This is a genomic window from Streptomyces cinnabarinus (assembly GCF_027270315.1).
Lineage (GTDB): Bacteria > Actinomycetota > Actinomycetes > Streptomycetales > Streptomycetaceae > Streptomyces > Streptomyces cinnabarinus.
In genome coordinates this window covers 5,735,729-5,747,263 of record NZ_CP114413.1, presented here as the reverse complement: position 1 = coordinate 5,747,263, position 11,535 = coordinate 5,735,729, and the positions used below count along the sequence as shown (strand labels likewise).

The window sequence follows — 11,535 nt, the reverse complement described above, 5'->3', positions numbered from 1 at the left end:
CCTCGGCTATCTCTCCTGGTCCGGATCGACGGGATCCTCCGGGATGTCGTCCGTCGGCGGCCCCGTCGTCGGTTCCTCCGTCGTCGGCTCGCCCGTCGGGGGCTCCGTCGTCGGGGTGCCGGTGGGCGTCTGGGTCGGAGTCTGCGTCGGCGCCTGGGTGGTCGGGGCCTGGGAGGTCGGCTCCTGCGTCGGCGTCCGGCTGGGCTCCTGGGTCTTCGTCGGCGTCCAGGTCGGCTCCACCGCCGCGCCCTGGTCGGTGTCGAGGTCGAACTCGGCGTCCGGGTCGGTCACTCCGAACATGTACGCCGACCAGATCGAGGCCGGAATACCACCGCCGTTGACCCGGCCGTTGCCCGGCAGCTTGCCCGTCGCGCCCTTCATGTTGACCTGCTTGCCGGTCTTGGCGTCCTCGCCGAACAGACCGACCGAGGTCACCAGGTCCGGTGTGTAGCCGGTGAACCAGGCCGACCGGCCGAAGTCGGACGTACCCGTCTTGCCGGCCACCTCCTGGCCGTCGCGGGCCGGGTTGTCGCGCACCGAGCGCTGGGCCGTACCGTCGTCGACCACACCGGTGAGCACCGAGGTCACGGTGTCCGCGGCCTCGGGACTGATGACCTGCTCACCGATCGGGTCGGGGATGTCGACCGTGCGGTTGTGCTGCTCGGCGGACTTGATCAGGGTCGGGGTGACCTGCTTGCCGTGGTTGTCGAGGGTGGCGTAGACCCCGGCCATCTGGAGCGGGCTGGCGCCCATCGTGCCCAGCGTCTGCGCGGGCACGGCCTGGAGGTCGTCGTCCATGCCGAGGGCGGCGGCGGTGTCCATCACCTCGTCCATGCCGACGTCGATGCCCATCTGCGCGAACACCGAGTTCACGGACTTGTTCATGGCGGTCTGGACGGTGACGTCGCCGTAGGAGACGTTGTCCTCGTTCGGCGGGGCGAAGCCGACCTTCTTGCCGTCGGCGTCCACCGCCGGCCGCTTGCTCGTGCCGTCGTAGACCGTCTTGGCGCCGATGGTCTGGCCGTCCTGGTTCTCGGACTCGTTCTCCAGGGCGGCGGCGAGGATGACCGGCTTGAACGTGGACGCCGGCTGGTAGTCGTTTCTGGTCGCGTTGGAGCGGTAGTGCTTGAAGTAGTCCTCGCCGCCGTACAGGGCGACGATCTTCCCTGTCTTGGGGTCGACGGAGACGGCGCCCGCCTGGACGTCCCCGTCGACGGGGCGCTCCTTGGCGTCGAGCTTGCTGGTCAGCTCGGCGTCGACCGCCTTCTCCAGTTGCGCCTGCTTCTTCGGGTCGATGTTCAGGGTGATCGTCCAGCCCTGGGACTTGACCTGGGTCTCGGCCTCGGAGCGGGAGATGCCCTCCTGCTCCATCAGCTGCTCTTCGAGCTGGTTGTTGGCGAGGTCGACGAGATAGCCCTTCTGGCCCTCCAGACCGGCGGCGGCCTTGGGTTCCTTGGGCGTGGGGAACTTCATCGACTGGCGGTCGGAGGAGCTGAGCCAGCCTTCCTCGACCATGTTGTCCAGGACGTAGTTCCAGCGGGCCTTGACGAGCTTCTTGCCGGTCTCGGAGGCGACCGCCCAGTCGTACTGGCTCGGCGCCTGGAGCAGCGCGGCGAGGTACGCGCCCTGCTCGACCTTCAGCTTCTCGGCGTCGACCCGGTAGTAGGCCTGGGCGGCGGCCTGGATGCCGTAGGCGTTGCGGCCGAAGTAGCTGGTGTTGAGGTAGCCCGCGAGGATCTCGTCCTTCGACATCTGGCGGTCCACCTTCAGGGAGATGACCAGTTCCCGCAGCTTGCGGGTGACGGTCTGCTCCTGGGTGAGGTAGTAGTTCTTGACGTACTGCTGGGTGATCGTCGAGCCGCCCTGCGCGCCCTTGCCGCTGACCGTGTTGAGCAGACCGCGGGCGGTGCCCTTGAAGTCGACGCCGGAGTCCTTGTAGAAGGACTTGTTCTCGGCGGCGACGAAGGCGTTGCGGATCTCCTCGGGCACCTTGGACAGGTCCACGATCTCGCGGTTGACCTTGCCGTCGCGGGCCAGGACCGTGCCGTCGCTGTACTTGTAGACGTTGCTCTGCAGCCGCGCGGCGGCGTTGCCCTTGGGCACGTCCACCATCATGTAGAGCACGATGAAGCCGCCGATGCCGAGCAGGCACAGGCCCAGGAACGTGCCGAGGATCTTCTTCCAGGTGAAGAACCGGCGTATGCCGCTCTTGCCGGCAGTACCCGACGAGCGGTGACGCTGGGGCGCCGCGCGGCCGCCACCGCGCTGCCGTGCTCGTCTCTCTTCCGCTCGTCCCATGAGTCCGATCCGCTCCGCTTCGCTCTCGTGTGCACCGATGCCACACAGGTTCGCCGGTCAGGTCAGCTCAGAAAGCTAACACCGGGAGATGTGACAAAGGGCTGCCGATCCGGCCTTTTACGGACGTGACAATCAGCACCCGTATCAAAGGAACCGACCGCTGACGGATGCATAGGGTTGCTTCTCACGTTAAAGTGATATCACTTAGCTAGATTGAAGCTAGTGCACCGAAACGGGGGACCCACCATGTCCGAGAGCCACACCTTCACCGCCGCCGACGTACCCGAGATGCCCGCTCCACGAGTGCGGGAGTTCGCCGCCCAGAGCATCGGCGGCGGGCTCGCGCTGCTGCTCGGTCTGGTCGGCCTCGCCGTCGGGGCCGGCTGCGTCGTCACCGCGACCGCCGTCTCCGGGACCGGCGCCAAGGCGGTGCTGATCACCGGCGGCATCCTCATCGCCCTCGCCGCCTTCCTCGCGATGTGCGGGCTGAACATGGTCGCGCCGGGCGAGGCCCGGGTGGTCCAGCTCTTCGGGCGGTACCGCGGGACGATCCGGCAGGACGGACTGCGCTGGGTGAACCCGCTCACCTCCCGGACGAAGATCTCGACCCGGGTGCGCAACCACGAGACCGCCGTCCTCAAGGTCAACGACGCCTACGGCAACCCGATCGAGCTGGCCGCGGTCGTGGTGTGGAAGGTCGAGGACACCGCGCAGGCCAGCTTCGAGGTGGACGACTTCCTGGAGTTCGTCTCCACCCAGACCGAGGCGGCCGTCCGGCACATCGCCATCGAGTACCCCTACGACGCCCACGACGAGGACGGCCTGTCGCTGCGCGGCAACGCCGAGGAGATCACCGAGAAGCTCGCCACCGAGCTGCACGCGCGGGTGGAGGCGGCCGGTGTGCAGATCATCGAGTCGCGCTTCACGCATCTCGCGTACGCTCCCGAGATCGCCTCGGCGATGCTCCAGCGGCAGCAGGCCGGGGCGGTCGTCGCGGCACGGCGGCAGATCGTGGACGGAGCAGTCGGCATGGTCGAGGCGGCGCTCGCGCGGATCAACGAGCAGGGCATCGTGGAACTGGACGAGGAACGCAAGGCGGCGATGGTGTCGAACCTGATGGTGGTGCTGTGCGGTGACCGGTCGCCGCAGCCGGTCCTCAACACCGGAACCCTCTACCAGTGACCACCCCTCAGGGCCGGCCGCAGCGCAAGCAGGTGCTGCTGCGGCTGGACCCCGCCGTCTACGAGGCGCTGGCCCGCTGGGCCGGCGACGAGCTGCGCTCGGCCAACGCGCAGATCGAGTTCCTGCTGCGCAGGGCCCTGTCCGAGGCGGGCCGCATGCCCCGGGACACGGGCCCGATCCCGCGCCGCGGACGGCCGCCCGCGGACCCCTCCGAGCCCCAGTAGCAGAACCGTGACAATCGGCCCCCACCTGGGCCGCCGCACCCACCGCCAGGAACTGCACACCGAGCGTATACATGCCGCGTATACACCCCGTGTAGAGTCCTGGACATGTCCATCGGTCACACCCTCCTGGGGCTCCTGGAGTCGGGCCCGCGTCACGGCTACGACCTGAAGCGGGCCTTTGACGAGAAGTTCGGTCACGACCGGCCACTGCACTACGGCCAGGTCTACTCGACGATGTCCCGGCTGCTGAAGAACGGCCTCGTCGAAGTCGACGGCATCGAACCCGGCGGCGGCCCCGAGCGGAAGCGGTACGCGATCACCGACGCCGGGGTCACCGACGTACAGCGGTGGCTGGCGACGCCCGAGAAGCCCGAGCCGTACCTTCAGTCCACGCTCTACACCAAGGTCGTCCTCGCGCTGCTGACCCGGCGCGACGCCGCCGACATCCTCGACACCCAGCGCGCCGAGCATCTGCGGATGATGCGGATCCTCACCGACCGCAAGCGCAAGGGCGATCTCGCGGACCAGTTGATCTGCGACCACGCCCTGTTCCACCTGGAGGCCGATCTGCGCTGGCTCGAACTGACCGCCGCACGTCTGGACAAGCTGGCGGAGGTGGTGGTCAAGTGACGCCGCCCCCTGGTGCCCTGCTCGCGGCCGAGGAACTGCGCAAGGCCTACGGCCCGACCGTCGCGCTCGACGGGGCCGAGTTCTCCGTGCATCCCGGAGAGGTCGTCGCCGTGATGGGGCCGTCCGGCTCCGGCAAGTCGACGCTGCTGCACTGCCTGGCCGGCATCGTGCCGCCGGACTCCGGCTCCATCCTGTACGCCGGACGCGAGTTGGCGACGATGAGCGACGCCGAGCGCAGTCAGCTGCGCCGCTCGGAGTTCGGGTTCGTCTTCCAGTTCGGCCAGTTGGTGCCCGAGCTGACCTGCGTCGAGAACGTCGCCCTGCCGCTCAGACTGAACGGCACCTCCCGCAAGGAGGCCGAGCGGACCGCGCTGTCCTGGATGGAGCGGCTGGAGGTCGACGATCTGCGCAAGAAGCGGCCCGGCGAGGTCTCCGGCGGCCAGGGCCAGCGCGTCGCGGTCGCCCGTTCGCTGGTCACCAGCCCCCGGGTGCTGTTCGCGGACGAGCCGACCGGCGCGCTGGACTCCCTCAACGGCGAGCGGGTGATGGAGCTGCTCACGGAGGCCGCGCGGTCCACCAACGCCGCCGTCGTGCTGGTCACGCACGAGGCGCGGGTGGCGGCCTACTCCGACCGCGAGATCGTCGTACGGGACGGGCGGTCCCGGGACATGGAGCGGATCGTATGAACCAGTGGGGGAGGGACCTCGCCCTCGGTTTCCGTTTCGCCTTCGCGGGCGGCCGCGAGGGCTGGACCCGGGCCCTGCTGACGGCCGTCGGGGTCGGGCTCGGCGTGACGCTGCTGCTGCTGACGACCGCGATCCCGAACGCGCTGGCGGCCCGCGACGACCGGGGCAACGACCGCACGGACATCACCTACAGCGGCCAGGTGCCCGCCAAGGCGGACAACACCCTGGTGGTCGCGGACGCGGACACCGACTTCCGTGGCGCGGAGATCCGCGGCCGGACCCTGGAGCCCGAGGGCCCGCGCGCCCCGCTGCCGCCCGGGGTGGACAGCTTCCCGGCGGTCGGCGAGATGGTGGTCTCCCCCGCGCTGAAGCGGCTGCTGGACTCGGACGGCGGCAAGCTGCTGCGCGAGCGGCTGCCGGACCGGATCGTCGGCACCATCGGCGACAGCGGCCTGGTCGGCTCGGCCGATCTCACCTTCTACCGGGGCGGCCAGGGCATCGGACAGTACGTCGACGGCGCCCAGGTGACCCGCATCGACCGCTACGGCGACCCGGACCCGTACGAGGCCGAGGCGGACCCGGTGCTGATCCTGCTGATCCTCGTCGTGTTCGTCGCGCTGCTGATGCCGGTCGCGGTGTTCATCGCGGCGGCCGTGCGGTTCGGCGGCGAGCGGCGCGACCGGCGCCTGGCCGCCCTGCGCCTGGTGGGCTCCGACGGGCGGATGACCCGCCGGATCGCGGCCGGCGAGGCCCTCGCGGGCGCGCTGCTCGGACTGGTCTTCGGTACGGTCTTCTTCCTGATCGGACGTCAGATCGCGGGCTCCGTGGAGGTGTTCCGGTTCAGCGTCTTCCCGGCCGACCTCAACCCCTCCCCCGCGCTCGCCCTGCTGGTGGCCGTACTGGTCCCGGCCGCGGCGGTGCTGGTGACGCTGCTGGCGCTGCGCGGGGTGGTCATCGAGCCGCTCGGTGTGGTGCGTACGGCGAAGCCCACGCGGCGCAGGCTGTGGTGGCGGCTGCTGCTGCCGCTCGGCGGACTCGCCATGCTCTACCCGATGATCGGCAAGGGCAACGACGACGGCGACTTCAACCAGTACCTCGTCATCGGCGGTGTGATGCTGCTGCTGGTCGGGGTGACCGCCCTGCTCCCCTGGGTCGTGGAGACGGTCGTCGCCCGCCTCGGCGGCGGTGGCGTGGCCTGGCAACTGGCCGTACGACGGCTCCAGTTGAGCAGCGGCACGGCCGCCCGGCTGGTGAACGGCGTCGCGGTGGCGGTTGCCGGTGCCATCGCGCTCCAGATGCTGTTCGCCGGGGTGGAGCAGGACTACACCAAGGACACCGGCTACGACCTGGCCACGGCGCAGATGGAGGTGACCGCGGGCGGCGGCGTCGAACTCGCCGATGTCACCGAGCAGTTGCGGCGCACGGAGGGCGTGCGCCAGGTGGTCTCCCACTCCGAGAGCTACCTGGGCGACGCCCGCCTGGACCCGGCCCGCACCTCCGAGGTGACCGTCGGCGACTGCGCGGCGCTGCGCGAGGTGGCGGACCTGCCCACGTGCCGGGACGGTGACGTCTTCGCCGTCCGCGACGCCGAGTGGGACACCGACACGCCCCAACTGGCCCGCCCTGGAACGACGCTGTATCTGGACCCGAGCTACGAGAAGGACGTCCGCGGTCACGAGGTCGCCTGGAAGGTGCCGGAGGGCATCCGCAAGGTGGACTCGCACCAGGACCTGAGCGGGCGGGAGCGCGGCGGCTTCCTGATCACCCCGAAGGCGCTGCCCGAGGCGGCCCTGCCGGCGATGACCGGACGTGCGTACATCGGCCTCGACGCCTCGGTGCCCGACGCCCGTGAGCGGGTCCGCAACACCGCGGCGGCCCTGGGTCCCCTGGTGTTCCCGGCGGACTGGTCGGCGACGGAGCGCGACGACCGTTTCGCCTCCATCCGCACCGGCCTGTTCGTCGGCGCCGTGTGTGTTCTGCTGCTGATCGGATGCAGCCTGCTGGTCTCCCAGCTGGAGCAGTTGCGGGAGCGCAAGAAGCTGCTGTCGGCGCTGGTCGCCTTCGGCACCCGGCGGCGCACGCTGAGCCTGTCGGTGCTGTGGCAGACGGCGATCCCGATCGCGCTGGGCCTGCTGCTGGCCTCGGCGGTGGGCCTGACGCTCGGCGCGGTCCTGCTGCGGATGACCGACACCAAGGTCCGGGTGGACTGGGCGAGCCTGCTGTCGATGACGGGCGCCGCCGCCGGAGTCGTCCTCGCGGTGACCCTGCTCAGCCTGCCGCCGCTGCTGCGGCTGATGCGGCCGGACGGGCTGCGCACGGAGTGACTACGGGCCCCTCCCCGGTGCGCCGGGGAGGGGCCGCGCGCTTCACAGCCCGTACTCCCGCACCACCCGCCTGACCTGGGCGAACAGCATGCCCACATTGACCGACTTACGGCAGACGACGACCGCGACGACGTCCTGCTGCTCGCTCATCCGCACGAACAGATGGGTGAGGTTCTCGCTGTTGACGAGGATCTCCTGGAAGAAGTGCTGGTCGGTCTCGATCCCCCGGCGTTCCTTGAAGACGTCCTCGATCATCACGACCGTACGGCCCTGGAACAGATCGAGGGTGGCACCTGCCAGCAGGTCGAGGACCTCCGGCGGATGGTTGTCCACCGTCTCGTACGACAGCAGCATTCCGGTGCTCATGTCGACCACACCCGAGGCCACACAGTCGGGGGCGTCGGTGCGCAGGGACTTGACGAGTCCCATCACCTGGTCGGAGAAGCCGGGGGTCATGCGTTTGGTGGCCATGTGCTCAAACACCTTCCGTTGCTTTCTGTGGGCTGGTCAGGATCGAGTCGATGCGGCGCAGCGTCGGCTGCGTCGCCTGGTGCAGCCGGTCCAGGTCCATGCCCTCGTCGCCGAGGACGACCATCAGCGCGGTGTCCCCGACGGCGTAGAAGGCCGCGCAGCCGCCGCTGCCGTAGGTCACCGTCCGGCGCAGGGCGCCGCGTTCGGCGGCCTGGGCGGTGCGCCGGGCGAGGCCGAGGCCGGCCGCGGCGAGGGCCGCGAGGCACTCCGCGTCGATGGAGTCGGCGGTGTCGGCGGCGATGAGCAGCCCGTCGGCCGCGGCGACCGCCGTGTCGGTGATTCCGGTCACCTGCTCGCGCAGACCGCGCATTTCGCGTGCCAGCGCTTCGTGGTCCATGTCGTCAACGCTCCTCTTGCTGTTCACACTGTTCCCCCGCTTCCTCTGGCGGCTCCGTTGCGCAGGCGGAAGAACCATTTCCAGCCCGCCGCCGACCGTTCCGGGGCGAGCACATCGGCGATGCCACTGGCGCCCGGTTCACGGCGGGGCAGGGCAGTTGGCGTGGGGGGTGGTGCGAGCGGCGGCTCGGGGGGCGGCTCGGGGATCCGCGGGACGCGGCGGCGGACGCCCTCGGGGGGTGTGCGGATCCGGACCGGCCGGGGTTCCGGGGAGCACTCCAGGAGGCCGTCGGCGAGCATCCGCGCCACCTCGACGGTGACGGTGTAGACGCTGCGCCCGGTGCGGAAGGCGAGGTCGCGGGCAGTGGAGCGGCCGTCGGCATGGGTGAGCAGATCGCTCTGGAGCGGGGTGAGCGGGCCGTCCGGCTCCGCCGTGGGAAGGGGGCGCTCGCGGTCGGGGTGCACGGGGTGGTCCAGCGCCCGGACGGCGGCGATCCGGCGGGCGGTGTCCTGGACCAGCCGGTCGGTGGGCTCGCCGACCGCGACCGGCGCGAACGGGTCGGTGTCGTCGAGGGTGCGCCGCCAGTCCTCCACCCGGCCCGCGGCGATCGCGAACACGGCGTCGTGCAGCGCCATCACACAGACCACCCGCAGCGTGGCGTCGCCCGCGTAGCCGTGCGCGACCAGTGCGGCGACCGGCCAGTTCGCCCCGCCGGACTCGGCCAGCAGCGCGGCCCACTGCTCCGCGCTGATCCGGCCGGAGCGCAGCAGCAGCGCCTCGGGGCCGGGCGCGCCGGGGGACTCGGCTGCGACGACGAGTCCGTTCCTGAAGTGAACGGTGCCGCCCGGGGTTCCGGCGACGCACAGCGCCCCCGTGAAGCCGTCGCGCCCGCAGCCGGCCAAGGCCGGTGCCAGGTGGTCGTAGCCCGACATCACTCCCCTTGGCCTCTCGCACACACGCCTGACGCGTAGCGCTGAGGGGGGAATTCCTATCAGCCGGGGGGTGAACTCCGGCCGTGGATTGCCGACCTGCCGCTAGTTGACGGAAGTTGATATTCCCGACGGTCCAAAGCGCTGACTTGGGCGCCCATTTGACCGATCAGGACTGTGTTCGACCCTCAGCCGTCAACCCCCAACACCCTTACGGGCAGCGGCCGTAGCGCCTCACGCAGGGCGCCGGACAGCTCCCGGTACTCGGCACCGCGGGCGGCGCCGGTGCGCATGGCGAGGGCGATCCGGCGGGTGGGGGCGGGGTCGGAGAAGTAGCCGGTCATCAGCTGGTTGCTGCGGGTCGTCTCGACCTTGACGGCGGTGCGCGGCAGCAGCGTGACCCCGAGGCCTCCGGCGACCAGCTGGACCAGCGTGGACAGCCCGGCGGCGGTGGTGGTGACCGGGGCGTCCTCGCGGCCCGCCTCCCGGCAGATGTCGAGGGCCTGGTCGCGCAGACAGTGCCCCTCGTCCAGGAGCAGCAGGTTCAGTTCCTTCAGCGCCTCGCGCGGGATGCCCTCGCGGCCGCCGAGCCAGTGGTCCAGCGGGGTGACCAGCACGAAGTCCTCGTCGAAGAGCGGGAGTTCGACGACTCCGGGGACCCCGAGCGGAACGGCGAGCAGCAGCAGGTCGAGGCGGCCGGTGTGCAGCCCGTCGACGAGGCTCGCGGTCTGCTCCTCGTGGACCTGGAGGTCGAGGTCCGGGTAGCGCTCGTGGATCAGCCGCAGCACGGTCGGCAGCAGATACGGCGCGACGGTCGGGATGACGCCGAGCCGGAGCACTCCGGTGAACGGGGCCCGTACCGCCTCGGCCTCCTCCAGCAGCGCGCCCACCTCGTCCAGTACGGCCTTGGCGCGTATCGCGAGCCGCTCTCCGGCCGGGGAGAGCAGCACCTTGCGGGTCGTACGCTCAAGGAGGGTGACGCCGAGTGTCTCCTCCAGCGCGGCGACGGCGCCGGACAGCGCGGGCTGGCTCATGCCGATGGCGGCGGCCGCGTCCCGGAAGTGCAGATGCTCGGCCACGGCCGCGAAGGCCCGCAGCTGGGACAGGCTGGGCTGCCGTCGCTTGGCTCCACCATTACTGACGGTCACTGATAATCGCCTCCGATCAACACAACTAAGTGTAGCGATTTCTCTAATCAATGCACCTTGTGCCAGCATCGGGCTCGTCCAACCCATGGGAAGCGTCCGCGATCCGGACGCTTCTTCGCTGCAAGGAGAGCGTGTGCTCACTGTTGGTGACAAGTTCCCCGAGTTCGAACTGACCGCCTGTGTCTCGCTGGAGAAGGGCGCGGAGTTCGAGCAGATCCACCACAAGTCCTACGAGGGCAAGTGGCTCGTGGTCTTCGCGTGGCCGAAGGACTTCACCTTCGTGTGCCCGACCGAGATCGCCGCGTTCGGCAAGCTGAACGAGGAGTTCGCCGACCGCGACGCGCAGATCCTCGGCTTCTCCGGTGACTCCGAGTTCGTGCACCACGCCTGGCGCAAGGACCACCCGGACCTCACCGACCTGCCGTTCCCGATGCTGGCCGACTCCAAGCACGAGCTGATGCGCGACCTCGGCATCGAGGGCGAGGACGGCTTCGCGCAGCGCGCCGTGTTCATCGTGGACCCCAACCGGGAGATCCAGTTCACGATGGTTACCGCCGGCTCGGTCGGCCGTAACCCCAAGGAGGTCCTGCGGGTCCTCGACGCGCTCCAGACCGACGAGCTCTGCCCGTGCAACTGGAGCAAGGGCGAGGAGACCCTGGACCCGGTCAAGCTGCTGGCCGGGGAGTGATCTGACGATGTCGCTCGACTCCCTGAAGTCCGCCGTACCGGACTACGCCAAGGACCTGAAGCTCAACCTGGGCTCGGTCATCGGCAACTCCGACCTTCCCGCGCAGCAGCTGTGGGGCACGGTGCTGGCCACCGCCATCGCCTCGCGCTCCCCGATCGTGCTGCGTGAGCTGGAGCCGGAGGCGAAGGCGAACCTGACGCCGGAGGCGTACACCGCCGCCAAGTCGGCGGCCGCGATCATGGCGATGAACAACGTCTTCTACCGCACCCGCCATCTGCTGTCGGACCACGAGTACGGCACCATGCGCGCGGGTCTGCGGATGAACGTCATCGGCAACCCCGGTGTCGACAAGGTCGACTTCGAGCTGTGGTCCTTCGCCGTCTCCGCCATCAACGGCTGCGGCATGTGCCTCGACTCGCACGAGCAGGTGCTGCGCAAGGCGGGCATCGAACGCGAGGTCGTCCAGGAGGCGTTCAAGATCGCCTCGGTGATCCAGGCCGTCGGTGTGACGCTGGAGACCGAAGCGGTGCTGTCCGCGTAACGCCGGTTCTCCCAGCC

General features: G+C 70.0%; 12 protein-coding genes. 7 read left to right on the top strand and 5 right to left on the bottom strand.

What is annotated here, in order from left to right; all coding sequences use genetic code 11:
• Positions 1–6: 6 nt before the first annotated feature.
• Entirely contained in the window at positions 7–2,298 is a 2,292-nt protein-coding gene (locus STRCI_RS26170; RefSeq protein ID WP_269661411.1) for a transglycosylase domain-containing protein, read from the bottom strand.
• Positions 2,299–2,544: 246 nt separating this feature from the next.
• Here STRCI_RS26170 and STRCI_RS26165 point away from each other — a divergent pair, with 246 nt between their 5' ends.
• The 5 genes from STRCI_RS26165 to STRCI_RS26145 all read left to right on the top strand — a co-directional run bounded on the left by STRCI_RS26165 (position 2,545) and on the right by STRCI_RS26145 (position 7,344).
• Positions 2,545–3,480 (top strand): SPFH domain-containing protein, encoded by a 936-nt coding sequence (locus STRCI_RS26165; RefSeq protein WP_269661410.1) that lies wholly within the window; start codon positions 2,545–2,547, stop codon positions 3,478–3,480.
• Entirely contained in the window at positions 3,477–3,704 is a 228-nt protein-coding gene (locus tag STRCI_RS26160) for a type II toxin-antitoxin system antitoxin (protein ID WP_269661409.1), read from the top strand. The genes STRCI_RS26165 and STRCI_RS26160 overlap by 4 nt, the downstream gene beginning before the upstream one ends.
• 105 nt (positions 3,705–3,809) lie before the next feature.
• Entirely contained in the window at positions 3,810–4,334 is a 525-nt protein-coding gene (locus tag STRCI_RS26155) for a PadR family transcriptional regulator (RefSeq protein ID WP_015658114.1), read from the top strand.
• Positions 4,331–5,020, top strand: a complete 690-nt coding sequence (locus STRCI_RS26150) for an ABC transporter ATP-binding protein (RefSeq protein WP_269661408.1) — start codon at positions 4,331–4,333, stop codon at positions 5,018–5,020. Before STRCI_RS26155 ends, STRCI_RS26150 begins: the two co-directional genes overlap by 4 nt.
• The gene (locus STRCI_RS26145; RefSeq protein ID WP_269661407.1) at positions 5,017–7,344 is read left to right on the top strand and encodes an ABC transporter permease; all 2,328 of its coding nucleotides are present in this window, start codon (positions 5,017–5,019) and stop codon (positions 7,342–7,344) included. Before STRCI_RS26150 ends, STRCI_RS26145 begins: the two co-directional genes overlap by 4 nt.
• A 42-nt stretch (positions 7,345–7,386) precedes the next feature.
• On the opposite strand, the gene STRCI_RS26140 is transcribed toward STRCI_RS26145, so the two are convergent.
• From STRCI_RS26140 to STRCI_RS26125, 4 genes are all read right to left on the bottom strand, one after another.
• Positions 7,387–7,815: a hypothetical protein gene (locus STRCI_RS26140; RefSeq protein ID WP_269661406.1), complete on the bottom strand. Its 429-nt coding sequence runs from the start codon at positions 7,813–7,815 to the stop codon at positions 7,387–7,389.
• 4 nt (positions 7,816–7,819) lie between these two features.
• The gene (locus STRCI_RS26135; protein WP_269661405.1) at positions 7,820–8,212 is read right to left on the bottom strand and encodes a roadblock/LC7 domain-containing protein; all 393 of its coding nucleotides are present in this window, start codon (positions 8,210–8,212) and stop codon (positions 7,820–7,822) included.
• A 23-nt stretch (positions 8,213–8,235) separates the two neighbouring features.
• Positions 8,236–9,144 carry a MarR family transcriptional regulator gene (locus tag STRCI_RS26130; RefSeq protein ID WP_269661404.1) on the bottom strand — a complete coding sequence of 303 codons (909 nt, stop codon included), beginning with the start codon at positions 9,142–9,144 and terminating at the stop codon, positions 8,236–8,238.
• A gap of 185 nt (positions 9,145–9,329) precedes the next feature.
• Positions 9,330–10,289: a LysR substrate-binding domain-containing protein gene (locus tag STRCI_RS26125; RefSeq protein WP_269661403.1), complete on the bottom strand. Its 960-nt coding sequence runs from the start codon at positions 10,287–10,289 to the stop codon at positions 9,330–9,332.
• Positions 10,290–10,422: 133 nt separating this feature from the next.
• On the opposite strand from STRCI_RS26125, the gene STRCI_RS26120 reads away from it, so the two are divergent.
• Together STRCI_RS26120 and STRCI_RS26115 are read left to right on the top strand one after the other, a co-directional pair.
• The gene (locus STRCI_RS26120; protein ID WP_269661402.1) at positions 10,423–10,977 is read left to right on the top strand and encodes a peroxiredoxin; all 555 of its coding nucleotides are present in this window, start codon (positions 10,423–10,425) and stop codon (positions 10,975–10,977) included.
• A gap of 7 nt (positions 10,978–10,984) precedes the next feature.
• The gene (locus STRCI_RS26115) at positions 10,985–11,518 is read left to right on the top strand and encodes an alkyl hydroperoxide reductase (RefSeq protein ID WP_269661401.1); all 534 of its coding nucleotides are present in this window, start codon (positions 10,985–10,987) and stop codon (positions 11,516–11,518) included.
• Positions 11,519–11,535: the final 17 nt, after the last annotated feature.